13 protein-coding genes are annotated in these 20,361 nt (G+C 73.2%); 9 read left to right on the forward strand and 4 right to left on the reverse strand.

The window, feature by feature from the left end:
- Nucleotides 1–25: 25 nt before the first annotated feature.
- Complete coding sequence (locus ACFVXG_RS09255; protein WP_387925805.1) at nucleotides 26–157, reverse strand: hypothetical protein; 132 nt, start codon at nucleotides 155–157, stop codon at nucleotides 26–28.
- A 382-nt stretch (nucleotides 158–539) separates the two neighbouring features.
- Between ACFVXG_RS09255 and ACFVXG_RS09260 the strand changes: the two genes are divergently transcribed.
- The 3 genes from ACFVXG_RS09260 (at nucleotide 540) to metG (ending at nucleotide 3,440) form a co-directional block, all read left to right on the forward strand.
- On the forward strand, nucleotides 540–1,388 hold the full coding sequence (locus tag ACFVXG_RS09260) for a helix-turn-helix domain-containing protein (RefSeq protein WP_387925806.1): 849 nt from the start codon (nucleotides 540–542) through the stop codon (nucleotides 1,386–1,388).
- Complete coding sequence (locus ACFVXG_RS09265; RefSeq protein WP_387925808.1) at nucleotides 1,385–1,585, forward strand: DUF397 domain-containing protein; 201 nt, start codon at nucleotides 1,385–1,387, stop codon at nucleotides 1,583–1,585. The genes ACFVXG_RS09260 and ACFVXG_RS09265 overlap by 4 nt, the downstream gene beginning before the upstream one ends.
- 133 nt (nucleotides 1,586–1,718) lie before the next feature.
- Nucleotides 1,719–3,440, forward strand: coding sequence for a methionine--tRNA ligase (gene metG, locus ACFVXG_RS09270; RefSeq protein ID WP_387925809.1), 1,722 nt, complete (start codon nucleotides 1,719–1,721; stop codon nucleotides 3,438–3,440).
- 127 nt (nucleotides 3,441–3,567) lie between these two features.
- Here metG and sbnB read toward each other — a convergent pair whose 3' ends face one another.
- Both sbnB and ACFVXG_RS09280 read right to left on the reverse strand, forming a co-directional pair.
- Complete coding sequence (sbnB, locus tag ACFVXG_RS09275) at nucleotides 3,568–4,575, reverse strand: 2,3-diaminopropionate biosynthesis protein SbnB (protein ID WP_387925811.1); 1,008 nt, start codon at nucleotides 4,573–4,575, stop codon at nucleotides 3,568–3,570.
- Between the two features lie 73 nt (nucleotides 4,576–4,648).
- Entirely contained in the window at nucleotides 4,649–6,880 is a 2,232-nt protein-coding gene (locus ACFVXG_RS09280; RefSeq protein WP_387925813.1) for an MMPL family transporter, read from the reverse strand.
- Nucleotides 6,881–7,365: 485 nt separating this feature from the next.
- Here ACFVXG_RS09280 and ACFVXG_RS09285 point away from each other — a divergent pair, with 485 nt between their 5' ends.
- Entirely contained in the window at nucleotides 7,366–8,442 is a 1,077-nt protein-coding gene (locus tag ACFVXG_RS09285; protein ID WP_387926485.1) for an ATP-binding cassette domain-containing protein, read from the forward strand.
- Nucleotides 8,439–9,257, forward strand: coding sequence for an ABC transporter permease (locus ACFVXG_RS09290; RefSeq protein ID WP_387925815.1), 819 nt, complete (start codon nucleotides 8,439–8,441; stop codon nucleotides 9,255–9,257). Before ACFVXG_RS09285 ends, ACFVXG_RS09290 begins: the two co-directional genes overlap by 4 nt.
- Nucleotides 9,258–9,346: 89 nt before the next feature.
- Here the strand turns inward: ACFVXG_RS09290 and ACFVXG_RS09295 are convergent, their stop codons facing one another.
- Nucleotides 9,347–10,351 (reverse strand): LuxR family transcriptional regulator, encoded by a 1,005-nt coding sequence (locus ACFVXG_RS09295; RefSeq protein WP_387925817.1) that lies wholly within the window; start codon nucleotides 10,349–10,351, stop codon nucleotides 9,347–9,349.
- Nucleotides 10,352–10,511: 160 nt separating this feature from the next.
- On the opposite strand from ACFVXG_RS09295, the gene ACFVXG_RS09300 reads away from it, so the two are divergent.
- The 4 genes from ACFVXG_RS09300 (at nucleotide 10,512) to ACFVXG_RS09315 (ending at nucleotide 20,316) form a co-directional block, all read left to right on the forward strand.
- Entirely contained in the window at nucleotides 10,512–10,814 is a 303-nt protein-coding gene (locus tag ACFVXG_RS09300) for a hypothetical protein (RefSeq protein WP_387925818.1), read from the forward strand.
- Between the two features lie 255 nt (nucleotides 10,815–11,069).
- The gene (locus tag ACFVXG_RS09305) at nucleotides 11,070–11,378 is read left to right on the forward strand and encodes a hypothetical protein (RefSeq protein ID WP_387925820.1); all 309 of its coding nucleotides are present in this window, start codon (nucleotides 11,070–11,072) and stop codon (nucleotides 11,376–11,378) included.
- Between the two features lie 38 nt (nucleotides 11,379–11,416).
- A complete protein-coding gene (gene sbnA / locus ACFVXG_RS09310) occupies nucleotides 11,417–12,421 on the forward strand; it encodes a 2,3-diaminopropionate biosynthesis protein SbnA (RefSeq protein ID WP_387925822.1) in 1,005 nt (334 codons plus the stop codon).
- Nucleotides 12,418–20,316: an amino acid adenylation domain-containing protein gene (locus ACFVXG_RS09315; protein WP_387925824.1), complete on the forward strand. Its 7,899-nt coding sequence runs from the start codon at nucleotides 12,418–12,420 to the stop codon at nucleotides 20,314–20,316. Before sbnA ends, ACFVXG_RS09315 begins: the two co-directional genes overlap by 4 nt.
- Nucleotides 20,317–20,361 lie beyond the last annotated feature (45 nt).

The following is a 20,361-nucleotide window of genomic DNA, read 5'->3' on the forward strand; positions in this document are numbered from 1 at the left end:
GCCGGCGCCGGCCCCGGCGGGCGGTTTATTCGGGGTCGGCGGGGCCGGAATGGCGGGGGACGAACTCGCGTTTTCTCGGCCGGAGTTCCCGGGGTTGCATGTTGACCAGCCAGACCAGCCAGCCGACGAATAGCACGGCGAGGAGGAGGGCGGACAATCCGGCGACCAGAAGCGCATTCACCGGGTTGCGGAAATGCGCCGGGGAAGGTGGGGGCGGTGCGGGTGCGGTTGTGGGGGGCGGGGAGGGGGAGGAAGGGGCACGGCTGTCTCCGGTCGGTGATGCCGAACGCCCTGACCGTGCATCTGGTGTGTATTTACTGCTGATTGGCAGGGCCGATAGGCGACTTGGCGACTGTTTAGGGGACAACAAGTCAGCGAGTGACACGGATGACCATAGAGTCAGGGTGCCAGAGTTGCTACTGAGGGACTGGACGTTCACTCCATCGTGGGGTATCCCCCAATTCGCTAGCTAGGGCCCGGTGTGCACGGCACACTTCACCGGAAGCATCGACCGTAGCCGCGATCCGGAGAAGAGAGTCATGCCACCCCGCTTGTCGCCGACCGTGCGCCAACAGCGCCTGGGGATCGAGTTGCGCAAGATGCGCGAACGCGTGGGCGTGACGCCCAAGAGCCTGGCCGCCACCATCGGCACCGACCTGCCCAAGATCTCCCAGATGGAGAACGGGAAGTCGGGCATCAGCGCCGAGCGGCTCCGGACCTGGGCACGCACCTGCGGCTGCCCCGAGGGCCCGTACCTGGACGCGCTGTTGGCGATGACGCAGGACCGCCGGAAGTACTGGTGGGACGGCTACCGGGGGCAGGTGCCCAACGGGATGGTCGACATCGCGGAGATGGAGCACCACGCCGACTCGCTCTCCATCCTGAACAGCACCTTCATCCCCGGACTGCTGCAGACCCCGGACTACGCGGCCGCGGTGTTCGAGCGGCTGCCCCCGCAGCACCGGCAGGAGGCGGGGGTGCGGAAGGCATTCCGGATTCGCCGCCAGCAGATCTTCGTCGACCGCCCGAAGCCGTACAGCGCGATCCTGCACGAATCCGCGCTGCGGATGCAGTTCGGCGGACCGGAGGTGCTGCGCGCGCAGTTGGCGAACCTGCTGGAGAACTCCGAGCGGCCGGGCCTGGAGATCCGGGTGATCCCGTTCAGCGTCCCCACCTACACCGCGGGCGGGGAGAGCCTGTATCTCGCCCGCGGGCCCGTCCCGGATCTCGACACCGTCCAGATCGACCTCGAACACGGGCCGAAGTTCGTGCACTCCGAAGCGGAATTGGCCTCCTACCGGCGGATCAAGGAGAGGACCGCGGCGATCGCGCTCGGGACGGTCGAGTCCCGGGACTTCATCCGGGCCTTACTGAAAGACTTCGCATGAACGTGTGGCGCAAGGCGTCGGCCAGCGGTGAGAGCACCGACTGCGTCGAGGTCAGAGCGATGGGCGGGCTGGTGGAGATCCGCGAGTCGGACCTGCCCGATGTGGTCGTGCGGACGACGCCGCGCAAGTGGGCCGCCTTCGTCCGCGGGGTGAAGGCCGGGGAGTTCGACCGGTACGCCGACTTCACCCGTCCGTGAAGCGGCCGCGCCCCCGCCACGGACCGGGTGGCGGGACGCCCGGCGGTAGGCTTGGCAGCCCACAGTGGACCCCTGCGCCTGGCACCGCACTCCGGGTGGGGTGCGCGTGCGGGAGAAATCGGAGCATCCGAGGATGGCTCGGCACCTGATCACCAGCGCCCTTCCGTACATCAACGGGATCAAGCACCTGGGCAACATGGTCGGGTCGATGCTCCCGGCGGACGTCTACTCCCGCTACCTGCGCCGGACCGGCCACGAGGTGCTGTTCATCTGCGGCACCGACGAGCACGGCACGCCCGCCGAACTGGCCGCGCAGGAGGCCGGGCTGCCGGTCGCCGAGTTCTGCGCCCGGGCGCACGACGCCCAGAAGGCGGTCTACGACGGCTTCGGGCTGTCCTTCGACCACTTCGGCCGCAGCTCCTCGCCGCAGAACCGCGAGATCACCCAGGAGATCGCCCGCGAGCTGCAGCGCAACGGCTTCATCGAGGAGCGCTCGATCCGCCAGGTGTACTCCAACGCCGACGGGCGCTTCCTGCCGGACCGCTACATCGTCGGCACCTGCCCGCACTGCGGCTACGACAAGGCGCGCGGCGACCAGTGCGAGAACTGCACCCGGGTGCTGGACCCGACCGACCTGCTGGAGCCGCGCTCGGCGATCAGCGGCAGCTCCGACCTCGAAGTCCGGGAGACCAGGCACCTGTTCCTGCTCCAGTCGAAGCTGACCGAGGAGGTCGAGCGGTGGATCGCCGCCCACGGCGACGACTGGCCGGTGCTGGCCTCCTCGATCGCCCGCAAGTGGCTGACCGAGGGCCTCCAGGACCGTTCGATCACCCGTGACCTGGAGTGGGGCGTCCCGGTGCCGGCCGACGTGTGGCCCGAACTGGCCGCCGAGGGCAAGGTGTTCTACGTCTGGTTCGACGCCCCGATCGAGTACATCGGCGCCACCAAGGAGTGGGCGGACGCCGCCCCGGCCGGGGAGCGGCGGGACTGGAAGTCCTGGTGGTACGAGGCCGACGACACCGTCCGCTACACCGAGTTCATGGCCAAGGACAACGTCCCCTTCCACACCGTGATGTTCCCGGCGACGATCCTCGGCTCGCGCCGCCCGTGGAAGAAGGTCGACTACGTCAAGGCCTTCAACTGGCTGACCTACTACGGCGGGAAGTTCTCCACCAGCCAGCAGCGCGGCATCTTCACCGACGTCGCGCTGGAGCTGCTGCCGGCCGACTACTGGCGCTACTTCCTGATGGCGCACGCCCCCGAGTCGGACGACTCCAGCTTCACCTGGGACCTCTTCGCCTCGGTGGTCAACAAGGACCTCGCCGACACCCTCGGCAACTTCGTGAACCGGGTGCTCTCGTTCAGCCGCAAGCGCTTCGGCGACGACGTCCCGGCCGGTGCCGGGGCCGGGGCGGCCGAGGAGCGGCTCGGCGAGCAGATCGCCGGCCTGCTGGCCGAGTACGAGACCCAGCTGGAGGCGCTCAACTTCCGCAAGGCGGCGCAGGCGCTGCGCGCGCTGTGGAGCGCCGGGAACGCGTACCTGGACGAGAAGGCGCCCTGGCTGCAGGTGAAGACCGACCCGGAGGCGGCGGCGCTGACCCTGCGGACGGCGATGAACCTGATCCGGCTGTACGCGGTGGTGTCCGAGCCGTTCATCCCGACCGCGGCGGCGGCGATGCGCGGGGCCTTCGCCCTGGACGGGGAGACCGGTGGCTGGATCACCGCGGACCAGGCGCGGGCACTGGACCTCGTCCCGGCCGGGACGCCGTTCACCGTGCCGCCGGTGCTGTTCGCGAAGATCACCGACGAGGACCTGGCGGCCTGGACGGCGCGCTTCGGCGCCGCCGTGGGCTGAACCGGCGCACCCACCACGAGGGCCCCGACCGCGGTGAGCGGTCGGGGCCCTCGTCGGTGGTGACGGGCCCGGCGTGGGGGGCGGGCCCGGGGGCGGCGGGCCCGGTGGGGCGGGCCCGCGGCGGGCACTACCAGCGGCTGGTCTCCGCGAAGAAGCCGGGGATCTCGGTCGCCTTGCCGGCCGCCACCGCCTCGTCGTGCACCAGCGCGCCGACCGCCAGGTCGAGCACGCCGAGGCCGAAGGGCGAGAAGACCACCGGACGGTCGGTGCCGACCGCGACCTCGCCCTCGATCACCTGGGCGAGCGTGCCGGTGACGAACTCCCGGTTGCCGTAGAGCTGTTCGGCCAGGTGCGGCGAGGTGTTGGCCTTCATGCAGTGCTCCACGTCGTCGAGCACGTTGTACGCGCCGCCGATGATCTCCGGGGCGAGGTCGCGCAGCGAGATGTTGAGCACCAGCTGGCCGGGGGCGAAGGTCTCCGGGTCGAGGATGTACGGCTCGCCCGCGGTGGTGGCCAGCACCACCACGTCGGCGCCCTTGAGCGCCTCGCCCAGGTCCTCCACCACCCGTGCCGGGTAGCCCAGTTGGGCGTCGGCGTGGTCGGCCAGCGCCCCGGCGTACTCGGCCTTGCGGTCGTGCACCACCAGCTCGTCGATCTCCCACTGCTGGGCGCCGAAGAACTCCAGGATGTTGCGGGCGATGATGCCGGCGCCGACCACCGCGAGCCGCCCCGCCGTGCGGCCGCCGCTGAGCACCTCGGCGGCGAGCACGGCGGAGGCCGCGGTGCGGGCCGCGCTGATCTGCGAGGCCTCCAGGACGGCGAAGGGGTAGCCGGTCTCGTAGTCGTTCAGCAGCAGGGCGGCCGAGGCGCGCGGGAAACCCCGCTCGATGTTGGCCGGGAAGCTGCTGATCCACTTGATCCCGGCCAGTCCGACGCCGCCGCCGAGGTAGGCCGGCAGGGCGATGATCCGGGCGTCCGGCTTGGCCGGGAACCGCAGGAAGTAGCTGTCGGGGTTCACGGACTCGCCAGCGCCGTGGGTCAGGTAGGTCTCCCGGACCTCCTGGACGATCCGCGGGCGGGCTCCCGCGATGACCTCGCGGGCGGTGGTGCCGTCGATGACTCTGAACTCGAACACGGTGGTGGCTCCAGTCGGGTCCGCCCTGGGCGGGCGGGGATCGGACGATGCGGGACGGGCGGGCGGGGCCGGGTCAGCCGACGTAGGCGGTGCCGGCCGGCTCGCGGTCGCCGGCGACCGGGGCGGCCCCGGCGGCGTGGGCGGCCCGGGTGGTGCGGCGGCCGCCCAGCCAGCGCGGCAGGTACCAGTTGGCGTCGCCGAGCAGGGCCATCACCGCGGGCAGCAGCACCGCGCGGACCAGGGTGGCGTCCAGCAGGACCGCGACCGCCAGGCCGATGCCGAGCTGCTTGAAGTCCTGCATGCCCAGGGTGCCGAAGACCGCGAACACCGCGACCATGATCAGACCGGCGCTGGTGACCACCCCGGCGGTGTTGCGGATGCCCAGGCCGACCGCCTCCCGGCTGGACTTGCCCGACAGGTACGCCTCGCGGATCCGGGAGACCACGAACACGTGGTAGTCCATCGACAGGCCGAACAGGACCACGAAGACGAACAGCGGCATCCAGGACTCGATCGCCCCCGGCGCCTTGGTGCCGACGATCGAGGCGCCCCAGCCGTGCTGGAACACCGCGGTCATCACGCCGTACGCGGCCGCCACCGAGAGCAGGTTGAGCAGGATCGAGGTGATCGAGATGGTCAGCGAGCGGAAGGAGAAGAGCATCAGCAGGAAGGTGACGCCCATGACGAAGGCGAACACCGGGACGATGCTTCGGTCCAGCTGGTCGTTGTAGTCGACCGAGAAGGCGAGGTCACCGGCGACCAGCGCGGTGGTGCCCGGGACGGTCTTGAGGGTCTGCGGGACGATCTGCCCGCGCAGCGCCGACAGGGCCGCCTTGGAGGTGGCGTCGGTGCCGTTGCCCGCCAGCGGAACGCTGATCTCGGCGATGTTCTTGTCCTTCCAGTACCGCACGTCGATCTGGTTGCCGGTCTTTCCGGACGCCAGCGCGGCCTGCTTGAAGTCCTCGATGCTCTTGGCGACCTGCGGCGAGTCGATGGTGTCGGCCTTGACCACCACGGTGGCGGGCGAGGGCGAACCGGGGAACTCGCGGTCGATCTGCTGCGAGACCGGGATCAGCGGGTTGTCCGAGGGCAGCAGCTTGTCCATGCCGAGCTTCTCGGTCTTCATGCCGAGCGCCGGCAGCGCCAGCGCCAGCAGCACGGCGGCGGCCAGCGCGGCGAAGATCCCCGGACGGGCCAGCACCCCGCGCAGCAGCGCGTTGGCGGGCTTCGGGCCGGCCGCGGCGGCCTGGCGGCGCTTGCTGATCCACGGGATCCGGCCGGCCGCGACCTTGTCGCCGAGCATCGACATCAGGGCCGGCAGCACGGTCATCGAGCCGACCACCGCGACCGCGACGACCTCGATGGTGGCCATCGCGAAGCCCTCGAAGACCGTCAGTCCGGAGAGGAACATGCCGGCCATCGCGACCATCACGGTGAGGCCGGAGACCATCACCGAGTGGCCCGAGGTGTGGGCGGCGATCCGCAGCGCGGTCGCCTTGTCCCGCCCGGCCGCCCGCTCCTCGCGCTCGCGGCGCAGGTAGAACAGGCAGTAGTCGACGCCGACGGCGAGGCCCATCAGGAACATCACCGAGTTGGTCATGCCGTCCACCGGCACCGCCTGGCTGCTCAGCGCGAGCAGCCCGAGCGCGCCGATGCAGGCGGTGACCGCCAGGGCGACCGGCAGCACGGCCGCCACGAAGGCGCCGAAGACCACCAGCAGGATGCCCAACGCGACCGGCAGCGCGGTCAGTTCGGCGCGTGCGAAGTCGTCGCCGAGGCTGTCGTTGATGCCCTTGAGGGCGGTCGCGCCGCCGAACTCGCCGAGCGTCACCTGGGGGTGGGCCTTGGCGGTGTCGTGGACGGCGGTGATCACCGGGTCGATCCGGTCGGCCGCGGTGTCCGGGTCGCCGGTGACGGCGAACATGATCAGCGCCGAGTGCTTGTCGGCCGAGAAGGCCTGGGTGGTGTAGGGGTCGCGCAGGTTCTCCGCGAGACCGGTCTTGTTCACCGCGTCCGCGGTGGCCTGGACGGCGCCGCGGAACTCCGCGGAGTCCGCGGTCAGCGCGTCGCTGTGGACCAGGATCAGCTCGTTGACCGGGTCGTTGATCCCGGCGTCCTTGAGGACCTGGGCGGCCTTGCCGGACTCCCCGGTCCCGTAGTCGGCCTGGGTCAGGCTCTTCTGCCCGACCATGCCACCGAGCACGGTGACCAGGACGACCAGGATGATCCAGCCGAAGACGGCGGTCTTGCGGTGCTGGGCACTCCACTCGCCCAGCCGGGCCGCGAAATTGCTTTGACGTGCCATTACCTCTCCTGCGATCGGCGGCAATGATCAAGCCGCGGTGGCGACAGAACGGGTTGGATGTGTCCTCACCGGCATGAGGGGGACCGGCGGAATACCCATGACCGTAGGCCCTCGCGAACGGCTGTGGAGCCCCTGGGAGTTGCAGCATGCTGCGGTGGCAAGCTACTGCCAGGGGAGCCGGGCCGGAGCCCCTTACCGGGCCCGTTTCCCCGGTGCTACGGTCGGTTCCCGTTGAGGGACAACCATTCGAGCGGGCCACATTCGAGTGACGCCGGGCCAATGATTCGGGAAGAGTCGGCCGGCCGACGGACGCGGCCGACCGGTCGTCGAGAACCTCACCGCCCGACCGGCCGTCGAGCACCTCACCGCCCGACCGGGCCGACCGCCGAACGATTCCCGTGAATTCCGTGATTCCGCGCCGGCAATGCGCTCCGGCGTCTTCTTTCCGAACGATCCACAGACCTCCGTGGAAGGGGGAATGAATGATGGACACCGCCATTAGGGCGACCGGACTCGGCAAGAGATACGGCGACCACCACGCGCTGAGAGGCGTCGACCTGGAGGTGGCCGCCGGCACCGTGCTCGGCCTGCTCGGCCCCAACGGCGCCGGCAAGACCACCACCGTCCGGCTGCTGGCGACCCTGCTGGAACCGGACCAGGGCCGGGCCGAGGTGGCCGGCTTCGACGTCGTGCGCCAGCAGCGCCAGGTGCGCCGCCGGATCGGCCTGGCCGGTCAGTACGCCGCCGTGGACGGGCTGCTCACCGGCCGCGAGAACCTCGAACTCCTCGGCCGGCTCCTGCACTTGGGGCGCAAGGGCGCCCGGGAGCGGGCGGCCGGGCTGCTCGCCCGGTTCGAGCTGGAGCACGCCGCCGAGAAGCCGGCCCAGACCTACTCCGGCGGCATGCGCCGCCGGCTGGACCTGGCCGCCGCGCTGATCGGCCGGCCCGAGGTGCTGTTCCTGGACGAGCCGACCACCGGGCTCGACCCGGCGAGCCGGCTGGTGCTCTGGGAGATGGTGCGCGAGCAGGTCGCCCAGGGGGTGACCGTGCTGCTCACCACCCAGTACCTGGAGGAGGCCGACTTCCTGGCCGACCGGATCCTGGTCATCGACACCGGCACGGTGATCGCCGAGGGCACCCCGGACGAGCTCAAGCGCAAGGTCGGCGAGGAGTGGCTGGAGGTGGGCGTCGGCACCGAGGCGGCCCTGCCGCAGGCCCTGGCCGTGCTCACCCCGGTGGCCGCCGCCAAGCCCGAGGTGGACCGCACCGGGCGCCGGATCACCGTCCAACTGGCCGACGGCATCGGCACGATCGCCGCCGCCGCGGTCGCCCTGGAGCGGGCCGGCGTGCCGGTGACGGACTTCGCGCTGCGCCGTCCGTCGCTGGACGACGTGTTCTTCCACCTGACCGGGCGCGGCACCCAGGTCGGCCGGGCGCCCGAGGAGGGCGCGCTGCCGATCGCGCGGGGCGCCCAGCGCGACGAGCTGAGTACGCACGACGAGAAGGACGACGAACGGGAACCGGTGGCGGTCGCCGCCGGACGGACGGGAGACCAGCAGTGAGCGACATCGGCGCCCCGGCCGGCCTCGGCACGGCCCTCGGAGACACCGCCGCGCTGATCGGCCGCCACCTGCGGCACCTGCGGCGCACCCCGGAGAAGATCATCGCGATCACCCTGACCCCGGTGACCATGGTGGTCGTGCTCGGCTACCTGTTCGCCAGCGTGGTGACCGTGGCCGGCTCCGGCGAGTACCACGACTACGTGATGGCCGGGGTGTTCGCCCAGGTCGGCCTGACCTGCGTCGGCGTGGCCGCGCTGGGCGTGGCCACCGACCTGCGCACCGGCCTGATCGACCGCTTCCGCTCGCTGCCGATGGGCCGCTCGGCCGTCCTGGTCAGCCACACCGCGGCCGACCTGCTGACCGCCGCGGCCGCCACCTTCGCGGTCTCGCTGGCCGGCCTCGGCGTCGGCTGGCGGATCCACACGGACGTCGGCTCGGCGGCGCTGGGCTTCGTCCTGGTGCTGGCCTTCGCCTACGCGATGCTCTGGCTGGGCGCGCTGGTCGGCATGCTGATGCGCAACGCCGAGGCGATCAACGGCGTCTCGGCGCTGTTCCTGGTCGTGCTGTCCTTCCTGTCCAACTCGTTCATGCCGCTGTCCGGGCTGCCCGCCTGGCTGCGCGCGGTGGCCGAGTGGAACCCGGTCAGCCTGCTGGCCGCGGCCTGCCGGGAGCTGTGGGGCAACGCCCCGGCGGTGGTCGGCGGCAGCCTGCCGGAGCGCCACCCGGTGCTGCTCGCGGCGATCGTGGTGGCGGCCCTGCTCGCGGTGCTGGTCCCGGTCAACCTGCGGGTCTACCGCACCGCGGTGACCCGTTGACGCTCCACCCGGCGGGCCGGTCCGGGCGGGACGCCAACTGTCCCGCCCGGACCGGCCGTCCGCGTCGGCGCGCGGGTCGCGGACCGCGCTCAGTCGCCCTCGCGCACCGGACCGCCGCCCTGCAGCAGACCGCGCTCGCCGGCGATCACCCCGGCCTGGAAGCGGCTCCGGCCGCCGAGCCAGGCCATCAGTTCCGCGGTGATCCGGCGCGAGGTGCGCACCGAGACGCCGAGCTTGCGGGCCACCACCTCGTCGGTGTGGCCCTGCGCGAGCAGGCTGAGCACCGCCATCGCCTGCGGGTTGAGGCCCTCGGCCCCCTTGGCCGGGGACTTCCCGTACGGGGTGGCGTTCTCCCAGACGTACTCGAACAGCGCGCAGAGCGCGGAGACCAGTCCGGGACCGGACAGCACCAGGGCCCCCACGCTGGTGTCGTCCGGATCGGTCGGGACGACCGCCACCTTGCGGTCGAAGATCACCAGGCGCATCGGGAGCGACGGGGTTGTCCGCACCCGGGCGCCCCGCTCGGTGAGCCACTCCAGGTGGGCGATGGTGCCGCCGTCGTTGGCGGCGCTCTCCAGGTAGATGCTGCGCATCTGCACGCCCCGGTCGAAGACCTCCTGGTCGGCGACCTGGCCGGCTCTTCGAGCGGCCGGCGACTGCCCGCCACCGGTCGCGAAGCCCATGATCTCGGCGGTGCAGGAGTGCGAGAGCTCCTCCAGCCGGAGCCGGATCTGGTCGACCCCCTCCAACTGTTCGACGCCCAGGCCGCGTTCACCCTTGCGGTGCTCCGCGTACTGGGCGACCAGCTTGGCCGCCTCGAGCCGGCTCTGCGCTATCTGGCGCTGCCGCTCGGCGAGTTCGGCCTCCTGCCGGCCGATCAGCATGGCCAGGCTCACCTCGGGGTTCACCAGGAGGAGGTGCCCGGGTTCCAGCTCGGAGTGCCTGATCAGGGTGAGCCGGGCCAGTCCGTCCAGGGCGTCCCGGACGCGTTGTTCGGGCCACTCGAGGTCCTGCGCCACACCCCCGATGCCGAGTTCCGGACGCATCAGCACCGCCCGGTACACGGCCTCGGCGTCGGGATCCAGTCCTAACACTGACAGCACCGCCTGCCCCCCCGATATTACGAACCTGATGACGCCACGTCATTGCCGGATCTCGGGGGCATGCTACGACACCCCGCCCACGGCCACCCGCCGTTTCGGGCAGGCCCTTTCCTGCGGGCTTCGAGCGGGTCCACCCACGAGAGGATTTGACATGTATATCACTGTCGGGCGTCTGGTCAGGGGTATGGTCGGGCCGGAACAGGTCACGCCCGACAAACTCGTCGAATTGCTCCGGAAAGCCGCCGAGCCGGCCGACGGACTGGAGCACGTTTACGTCGAGATCGACCCCCTCGGTGCCGATCTGGTCTTCTTTCTCGGACCGCCGAAATCCGGAGAGCAGGATTCCGCCGCGCACCGGATCACCAGCCGTTGCCTGCGGGATGCGCCTGAACTGCGCGGATGGCGACTGGCGGCCGAATTCAGCGACGACCGGCTGCCGTTGTTGGAGGAGTGACCCGCGGTACGGGCGCTGTGCAGGGTGCTGCCAGGGCAGGACCCTGACATGGAGAACGGTGGCACGGAACGTGTGTGCGAGACAGACTTGGTCATGCCGAAGGGGGCCCGAACCCCCTTCCGGAGGATTCGAGAGCCGGTCCCGCGCGGTTATTCACCGCGGGAATTGAACCAGGCACAGCACTCATCCGTTTGACCTGTCTCGCCGCCGCCGATTTCACGGCCCGCGGCCCCATTGCCACCCGGGGGTTTCACCATGAGCCGCATCACCATTGTCGCCGCCCGCACCGCCGCCGTCCTCGGCCTGCTGGTCGCCGGTGCCGCCCTCACCGCGCCGGTCGCCGGCGCCGCCACCGCGACGGCCGCCCCGGCCGCTGCGACGGCCGGTGCCGTGCACGGCGACGACATCATCTGGGACGGCCCGGCCGGCAAGACCGCCCCGGCCCGCGTGACCGCCGGTGCCGTGCACGGCGACGACATCATCTGGGACGGCCCGGCCGGCAAGGCCGCCCCGACCAGCCTGACCGCCGGCTCGGTGCACGGCGACGACATCATCTGGGACTGACGTCCCGTCACTCTCTCGACTCCGAAGGGGGACGGGCGATGCCCATCATCAGAACGCCGCAGGAGTTCAACGAGGACGAGCTCTTCGTCGACCTGCGGACGATGTTCGACTACCCGCTGTACCTGAAGTGCGAAGGCTTCAACTTCGCCGGCTCCGTCAAGCTCAAAGCGGCCCTCAGCATGGTCGACGCGGCCGAGCGGGACGGGCGGCTGAACCGGGACTCCATCCTGGTCGAGTCCTCCTCGGGCAACCTCGGGATGGCGCTGAGCATGATCGCGTCCGTCCGCGGTTACCAGTTCATCTGCGTCGTCGACCCACGTACCAATCTGTCCACCCGCCAGCTCATCGAAACCCTCGGCGGCAAGGTCCACATGATCACCGAGCCCTCGCCGGAAACCGGCTTCCTCGGTGCCCGACTGGACTTCGTCCGCGAGCTGTGCGCCTCCTCGCCGCGCTACGTCTGGCTCAACCAGCACGCCAACCCGGACAACTGGCGCGCCCACTACCGCACCACCGCGCCGTCGATCCACCGCCAATTCCCGGACCTGGACGTGCTGTTCGTCGGCGCCGGGACCACCGGCACGCTGATGGGCTGCGCCCGCTACTTCAAGGAGCACCGGCCGGCCACCCGGATCGTCGCGGTGGACAGCATCGGCTCGGTCACCTTCGGCGGCGAGCCCGGCCCGCGGATGATCCCCGGACTGGGCGCCGGCGTCCGGCCGGCCCTGCTGGACGAGAGCTTCGTCGACGACGTGCTGCACGTGCCCGAGCTGGACACCGTCCGCACCTGTCACCGACTGGCCCGCGGCGGCTTCCTGTTCGGCGGCTCCACCGGGACGGTGGTCAGCGGGGCGGCGGCCTGGCTGGCGCGGCACCGCCCCGACGAGGACGTGGTCGCCGTCGCCGTCTCGCCCGACCTGGGCGACCGCTACCTCGACACCATTTACCAGAGCGCGTGGGTGCGCGACATCTACGGCGTCGACGCACTGGATGCGCTCGACCGCCAGGCGCCGCACAACGCCATTGCCACGGGGGTAAGATGACGATGCGTCACACCGCGCCACATCTTGAAGAAGAGCCGCTGGAAGACGAGCGGCCGGAAGAAGAGCGTCCCGAAGAACTGCCGCTGTCCGACGCCCAGCGCGAGATGTGGTTCGCCCAGCAACTCGACCCGGGCAATCCGGTGTTCACCATGGCGGACCGCCTGGAGCTGACCGGCCCGCTGGACCACGCGCGGCTGCGGGCCGCCTGGCAGCGCGTGCTGAACCGCACCGAGTGCCTGCGGGTGCGCTTCACCGAGCGGGACGGCCTGCCGGTGCAGATCGTCGAACCGCCCCGTGCGCGGCCCCTGCCGGTCCTCGACCTGACCGGCGAGCCGGACCCGCTCGCCGCTGCTGAAACGTTTCTGGAGACCGAGCGGCACCGTCCGTCCTCCCTCGGCCCCGACGCCCTCGCCGCCACCCTCGTCCTGCTCGGCCCGGAACTGGCCTGGCTGTACGTCCGGGCCAACCACATCCTGGTGGACGGCTTCAGCCGCGCCCTGGTCTACCGCCGGCTCGCCGCCGAGTACGACCTGCCCGGCGCCGAACCCGCCGCCGACCCGACCCTCGCCGAACTCCTCGCCGAGGAGCGCGACTACCTCGCCTCCCCCGCCCACGAGCGCGACCGCGCCTACTGGGCCGAGCAGTTGGCCGACGGCATCGAGCCCACCGTGCTCTCCGGCCACCTCGGCGCGCCCGCCCGCAGCACCCTGCGCAGCACCGGCCTGATCCCGGCCGGCACCGTCACCAGGCTGCAGGACGCCGCCTGGGCCGAGCGGGTCACCTGGCAGACCCTGCTGATCGGCGCCACCGCCGGCTGCCTCGCCCAGCTCTGCGGCACCGACCGGGTCGTGCTCACCCTCCCGGTCGCCGCCCGGACCACCCCGCTCGCCCAGTCCGTGCCCGGCATGCGCGCCAACTTCCTGCCGCTGCCGGTCTCCGCCCACCCCGCGCTCGGCCGCGACGGCCTGCTCACCCAGGTCGCCGCCGCTCTGCGCGGCACGCTGCGCCACCAGCGCCACCGGCACGACGCGATCCGCCGCCGGCTCGGACTGACCGGCGACGCCGGCCGCACCTTCGGCCCCACCGTCAACGTGCTGCAGACCGGCGGCGAGTTCGCCCTCGGCGGCTGCCGCGCCGTGGTCCGCAACCTGTCCACCGGCCCCGTCCCGGACCTCCAGATCCTCTTCCTGGACAACGACGAGGACGGCTGCGAGCTGCGCGTCGACGGCGACGCCGACCGCTACCCGCAGGAGCGCCTCGACCTCTTCCGCGACGCCCTGCTCGGCTACCTGGACGAGTTCGCCACCGTCTCCACCGAGCTGCCGGTCGGCCGGATCACCGCCCTGCCCGCCGCCGAGCGCGAGCGCGTCCTGATCGAGTGGAACAGCTACGGGCAGCAGCCCGAGGCCTTCACCGACGTGCTGCCCCGGATCCGCGAACTCGCCCTGGCCCGCCCCGGCGCCGTCGCCGTCCAGGACGACGCCGGCCGGCTCGACTACGCCGAACTGGTCGCCCGGGCCAGCGCCCTCTCCCGCCGGCTGCTCGCCGCCGGCGCCGGACCGGACCGGCTGGTCGCCATCGCGGCCGCCCCCGGCACCGGCTTCGTCACCGCCGTCCTCGGCGTGCTCGGTGCCGGCGCCGCCTGGCTGCCGCTCGACGTCCGGGCCCCGGCCGCCCGCGGCGCGGCGCTGGTCGAGGCCGCGGGCGCCGTCGTCCTGCTGCACGGCGAGGACCAGCGGGCCTACGCCGACGCCCTGCTCGGCGCCCTGCCACAGCGCCCCGCCGTGCTCGCCCTCGACGGGGCCCGGGACGAGGAGCTGCTGGCGCCCGCCGGCGGACCCGCCGAACTGGCCTACGTGATCTACACCTCGGGCTCCACCGGCCGCCCCAAGGGCGCCATGGTGCACCGCGACGGCATGGTCAACCACCTGCTCGCCAAGCACGCCGACCTGGAGCTGTCCGAGGCCGACACCGTGGTGCACAACGCCCCGGTCACCTTCGACATCTCGGTCTGGCAGATGCTCAGCCCGCTGGTCGCGGGCGGTCGGCTGCGGGTGGTGTCCCGCGAGCTCGCCGCCGACCCGGGCGCGCTGTTCGCGCTCGCCGACGCCGAGGGCGTCACCGTGCTGGAGGTCGTCCCCTCACTGCTGCGCGCCGCCCTGGACTCCTGGGAGGCCGGCGCGCCGCTGCCCGGACTGGGGCTGCTGCGCCGGCTGGTGGTCACCGGCGAGGCGATGCCCGCCGACCTGGCCCGCCGCTGGTTCACGCTCTGCCCCGGCATCCCGCTGGTCAACGCCTTCGGCCCGACCGAGTGCTCGGACGACGTCACCCACGCCCTGATCGGCTCCGCCGCGGAGCTGGACTCGGTGCGCGCCCCGATCGGCCGCCCGGTCCGCGACACCCGGCTCTACGTCCTCGGCGACTCGCTGCAGCCCGTCCCCGCCGGCCAGCCCGGCGAACTGTACGTGGGCGGGCGCGGCGTCGGCCGCGGCTACCTCAACGACCCGCGGCGCACCGCCGGGGCCTTCGTGGCCGACCCGTACGCGGCCGCGCCCGGCTCCCGGATGTACCGCACCGGCGACCGGGTGGTGCACCGCACGGACGGGCAGCTGGAGTTCCTGGAGCGGGTCGACCACCAGGTCAAGATCCGCGGCCACCGGATCGAGCCCGGCGAGGTCGAGGCCGCGCTGCGCGCCGTCCCCGGCGTCGCCGACGCGGTGGTCACCGTCGCCCGCGACCCCTCCGGCGGAACCCGGCTGGTCGCCCACCTGACCGGCGGCGCCGACCCGGCCGCCGTCCGCGCCGAACTCACCCGGACGCTGCCCGACTACATGGTCCCGGCCGTGCTGGTGCCGCTGGCGGCGCTGCCGCTGACCCCCAACGGCAAGGTGGACCGCAAGGCCCTGCCCGTCCCGGACTTCGGGGCGCTGCGCGGCGAGCGGCGGGCCCCGGCCACCGAGCGCGAGGCGCTGCTGTGCGCGCTGTTCGCCGAGGTGCTGGAGCTGGACGAAGTCGGCGCCGACGATGACTTCTTCGCGCTCGGCGGGCACTCGCTGCTGGCCGGCCGGGTGGTCACCGGGCTGCGCGCCCGGCTCGGCGTCGAACTGCCGATCCGCACCCTGTTCGAGGCGCCCACCCCGTTCGCCCTGGCCCTCGCCATGGCCCTCGACCCGGACGGCGCCGAGCCGGCCCGGGAGGAGCTCGCGGCCGGCCCGCGGCCGGAGCGGGTCCCGCTCTCGCCCGGGCAGCAACGGCTGTGGTTCCTCTCCCAGTTGGACGCGGCCGGCGCCACCTACCACCTCTCCCACGCGGTCCGGCTGACCGGCCCGCTGGAGCGGGCGGCGCTCGCCGAGGCGCTGGCCGACGTGGTCGCCCGGCACGAGAGCCTGCGCACCGTCTTCCCCGCCGAGGACGGCCGCCCGCACCAGCTGGTGCTCCCGGTCGACGAGGCCGGCCCCGAGCTGCCCGTGGTGCCGTTCACCGGCCGCCCGGCCGAGGAACTGGAGGCCGAACTGGCCGCCCGGGCCGGCACCCCCTTCGACCTGGCCGCCGAACCGCCGCTGCGCGCGGTGCTGTTCGAGACCGGCGTCGAGGAGCACGTGCTGCTGCTGGTGCAGCACCACATCGCGGCCGACGGCTGGTCGGTGCGCCCGCTGGTCGACGGCCTGCAGAGCGCCTACCGCGCCCGGCTGGCCGGCCACGCCCCGGAGTGGGCCGAACTGCCGGTCCAGTACGCCGACTACACCCTCTGGCAGCGCCGACTGCTCGGCGAGCAGGACGACCCCGCCTCACTGATGAACCGTCAGCTCGACTACTGGGCAGACCAGTTGGCCGATCTGCCGGAGGAGCTGGCCCTCCCGGTCGACTTCCCCCGGCCGGCCGTGCCCAGCTACCGGGGCGCCACCGTGCCGCTGCGGCTGGACGCCGGGGCGCACCGCGCCCTGGCCGCGCTGGCCCGGTCCACCGGCGCCAGCCCGTTCATGGTGGCGCAGGCCGCGCTGGCCGTGCTGCTCGGCAAGCTCGGCGCCGGCACCGACATCCCGCTCGGCACCCCGGTCGCCGGGCGCACCGACGACGCCCTGGACGGCCTGATCGGCTTCTTCGTCAACACCCTGGTGCTGCGCACCGACCTCTCCGGCGACCCGACCTTCCGGGAGCTGGTCGGCCGGGCCCGGGAGACCGTACTGGCCGCCCTGGCGCACCAGGACGTGCCCTTCGAGAAGCTGGTCGACCGGCTCGGCGCCGGCCGCTCGCTGGCCCGCCAGCCGCTCTTCCAGGTGATGCTCGCCTTCCAGAACAACGCCGGGGCCCGCCCCGAACTGCCCGGGATCACCGCCGAGGTCAGCCCGGTCGGCAACGGCACGGCCAAGTTCGACCTGGCCTTCGAACTCGTCGAGCAGCACGGCGCCGCGGGCGAGCCGGCGGGCCTCACCGGCACCCTGGAGTACAGCACCGACCTGTTCACCGAGCGGACCGCGCAGGGCCTGGCGGACCGCCTGACCCACCTGATCGGCCTGCTGACCGGCGCCCCCGACCGGCCGCTCAGCGGCCTGGACGCCCTGCTGCCCGAGGAGCGCGAGCGGCTGCTCGGCACCTGGAGCGGGGCCGCCACCCCGACCACGGTCGGCGCGGTCCAGCTGCCGACGCTCTTCCAGGAGCAGGCGCACCGCGCACCCGAGCGGCCCGCGCTGCACTGGTTCGAGGACGGCGCCGTGCGCGCCGAGGTCGGCTACGGCGAGCTCAACGAGCGCGCCAACCGGCTCGCCCACCACCTGATCGCCCTGGGCGCGGGCCCCGGACGGATCGTCGCCCTGGCGCTGCCGCGCACGGTCGACGCGGTCGTCGCGGTGCTCGCGGTCCTCAAGACGGGCGCGGCCTACCTGCCGGTCGACCCGGCGTACCCGCGCGAGCGGATCGCCTACCTGCTGACCGACTCCGCGCCGCTCGCGGTGCTCAGCCACGGCTCGGTGGCCGCCCGGCTGCCGGAGCCGCAGGCCGGAGCGCAGCAGGCCGGATCTGAGCAGGCCGCGCCGGTGCTGCTGCTGGACGACCCGGCGACCGCCGCCGCGATCGCCGCCGCCCCGGCGCACGACCCGACGGACGCCGACCGGACCGTCCCGCTCGGACCGGACCACCCGGCGTACGTGATCTACACCTCCGGCTCCACCGGCCGCCCCAAGGGCGTGCTGGTGCCGCACCGGGCGGCGGCCGCGCTGGCCGCCGAGCACGACCGCTTCGGCGTCGGCGAGGGCACCCGGCTGCTCCAGTTCGCCTCGTTCAGCTTCGACGCCGCCGCCTGGGAGCTGCTCACCGCACTGCTGAACGGCGCCGTCCTGGTGCTGGCCGCGGAGGCCGACCGGGCGCCCGGCGAGCCGCTCGCCGAGCTGGTCGCGACGGCCGGCGTCGAGGTGGTCTGCCTGCCGCCGACGGTGCTCGCCGCCTGGCCCGCCCGGCTGCCGATGCCCGAGGGGCTGACCCTCATCACGGCCGGCGAGGCGTGCCCGCCCGAGCTGGTCGAGCGCTGGTCCGCGGGCCGGCGGATGCTCAACGCGTACGGCCCGACCGAGACCACGGTCTGCGCCACCGTCAGCGAACCGCTGGCCGGAGCGGTCAAGCCGCCGATCGGCCGACCGCTGGCCGGCGCCCGGGTGTACGTGCTGGACGAGGCCCTGCGGCCCGTCCCGCCGGGCGTGATCGGCGAGCTGTACGTGGCCGGCGCCGGGGTCGCCCTGGGCTACCTGCACCGGCCGGAGCTCACCGCCCAGCGCTTCACCGCCGACCCTTTCGGCACTGTCAACGACCGGATGTACCGCACCGGGGACCTGGTGCGCTGGACGGCCGACGGCCAGCTGGACTACGTCGGCCGCGTCGACGAGCAGGTCAAGCTGCGCGGCTTCCGGATCGAGCTCGGCGAGATCGAGACCGCGCTGCTCGCGCAGCCCGGCGTCGAGCAGGCCGCCGCGGTCGTCCGCGAGGACCGCCCCGGCGACAAGCGGCTGGTCGCCTACGTGACCCCGGCCGGCCTGCCGGTCGGCGAGCTGCGGGCCGCGCTCGCGGCGGAGCTGCCCGACTACCTGGTGCCCTCCGCGTTCGTCCCGCTGGAGACCCTGCCGCTGACCGGCAACGGCAAGCTGGACCGCCGGGCGCTGCCCGCGCCCGACTACGCCGCCGCCTCCACCGGCCGGGCCCCGGCCGACGCCCGGGAGGCCGCGCTCTGCGCGGTCTTCGCCGAGGTGCTCGGACTGCCCGGGGTCGGCGCCGACGACGGGTTCTTCGACCTGGGCGGCGACAGCATCGTCTCCATCCAGCTGGTCAGCCGGGCCCGCGCGGCCGGCCTGGTGGTCACCGCGCAGGACGTCTTCACCCACCGGACCCCGGCGGCGCTGGCCGTGGTGGCCCGCGACGGCGAGGACGGGGAGGCGGTCGCCACGGTCGGCACCGAGGACGGCGTCGGCCCGCTGGGCCAGCTCCCGATCGGGCACTGGCTGCGCGAGCTCGGCGGGCCGGTGGACGGCTTCCACCAGGCCGTCCTGGTCCGCACCCCGGCCGACGCCACCCGGGAGTCGCTGACCGCGGCCCTCCAGGCGCTGCTCGACCACCACGACGGGCTGCGCATGCGGCTGCTGCCGGACTGGTCGCTGCTGGTCACCGAGCCCGGCACGGTGGACGCCGGGGCGCTGCTGCGGGTCCTCGACGGACCGGCCGCCGACTGGCCCGCCGAGGCGGTCGCGAACCGCGGGCGGCTGGCGCCGTCCGAGGGCGTGATGGTCCAGGCGCTCTGGCACCCGGCGAGCGGCGAGCTGCTGCTCACCCTGCACCACCTGGTGGTCGACGGGGTGTCCTGGCGGGTGCTGCTGCCCGACCTGGCCCGCGCCCACGGGGCCGTCCGGGCGGGCGAGCCGGTCCGGCTGCAGCCGGTCGGCACCTCGCTGCGGCACTGGTCCGCACTGCTGGAGCGGACCGCCGGCACGCCCGAGCTGCGCGCCCAACTCGACTGGTGGCGCGGCGAGTCGGCCGGCGGCGAGGGCCCGCTCGGGCACCGGGCCGCCGACCCGGCGGTGGACACCGTGGCCACCGCCCGGACGCTGCACCGCGTCCTGGACGGCGACACCACGGCGGCGCTGCTCACCGAGGTCACCGGGGCGTTCCACGCCGAGGTGAACGACGTGCTGCTGACCGCCCTGGCGCTCGCCGTCGCCGACTGGCGGCGGCGCACCGGACAGCCGGAGGGCGCGGTACCGGTGGAGCTGGAGGGCCACGGGCGCGAGGAGTTCGCCCCCGGCGTGGACCTGTCCCGCACGGTCGGCTGGTTCACCACCGCCTACCCGCTGCGGCTCGACCCCGGCCCGGTGGACCTCGCGGAGGCGCTGGCCGGCGGCCCGGCCGCCGGGCACAGCCTCAAGCTGGTCAAGGAACACCTGCGGATGGTGCCCGGGCACGGGCTCGGCTGGGGCCTGCTGCGGCACCTGGACGAAACGGGCGCCGCGGAGCTGTCCGGCGCCGCCCGGCCGCAGCTCGGCTTCAACTACCTGGGCCGGCTGCCCGCGCCCACCGGCGAGGACTGGTCGCTGACCGAGCAGTCCGCCGCCCTGGCCGCCGGGTCCGACCCGGGGATGCCGCTGCCGCACGTCCTGGACGTCAACGCGGTGACCGAGGACGGCCCGGACGGACCGCGGCTGAACGCCCGCTGGACCTGGGCCGGCCAGGCCCTGGCGCAGGCCGACGCCGAGGCCGTGGCCGACGGCTGGTTCGCCGCCCTGCGGGCCCTGGTGCGGCACACCCGGGAGCCCGGCGCCGGCGGCTGGACGCCGTCCGACCTCGACCTGGTGGCACTCAGCCAGGACGAGATCGACGAATTCGAGGACGACATGGACGACTGGGGGGACGAGCTGTGACCACGGCCTCGGCCGAGCCCCGCACCGGGCGACGACCCGGGCGGA

The organism is Kitasatospora sp. NPDC058162 (assembly GCF_042884005.1).
GTDB lineage: Bacteria > Actinomycetota > Actinomycetes > Streptomycetales > Streptomycetaceae > Kitasatospora.

Excerpts from the sequence above, each read along its gene's own strand:
- ACFVXG_RS09260 (WP_387925806.1), top strand. The coding sequence starts at position 540 with ATGCCACCCCGCTTGTCGCCGACCGTGCGCCAACAGCGCCTGGGGATC.
- sbnA (WP_387925822.1), top strand. The coding sequence starts at position 11,417 with ATGCCCATCATCAGAACGCCGCAGGAGTTCAACGAGGACGAGCTCTTC.
- ACFVXG_RS09265 (WP_387925808.1), top strand. The coding sequence starts at position 1,385 with ATGAACGTGTGGCGCAAGGCGTCGGCCAGCGGTGAGAGCACCGACTGC.
- ACFVXG_RS09280 (WP_387925813.1), bottom strand. The coding sequence starts at position 6,880 with ATGGCACGTCAAAGCAATTTCGCGGCCCGGCTGGGCGAGTGGAGTGCC.
- metG (WP_387925809.1), top strand. The coding sequence starts at position 1,719 with ATGGCTCGGCACCTGATCACCAGCGCCCTTCCGTACATCAACGGGATC.
- ACFVXG_RS09300 (WP_387925818.1), top strand. The coding sequence starts at position 10,512 with ATGTATATCACTGTCGGGCGTCTGGTCAGGGGTATGGTCGGGCCGGAA.
- ACFVXG_RS09305 (WP_387925820.1), top strand. The coding sequence starts at position 11,070 with ATGAGCCGCATCACCATTGTCGCCGCCCGCACCGCCGCCGTCCTCGGC.
- ACFVXG_RS09285 (WP_387926485.1), top strand. The coding sequence starts at position 7,366 with ATGGACACCGCCATTAGGGCGACCGGACTCGGCAAGAGATACGGCGAC.
- ACFVXG_RS09315 (WP_387925824.1), top strand. The coding sequence starts at position 12,418 with ATGACGATGCGTCACACCGCGCCACATCTTGAAGAAGAGCCGCTGGAA.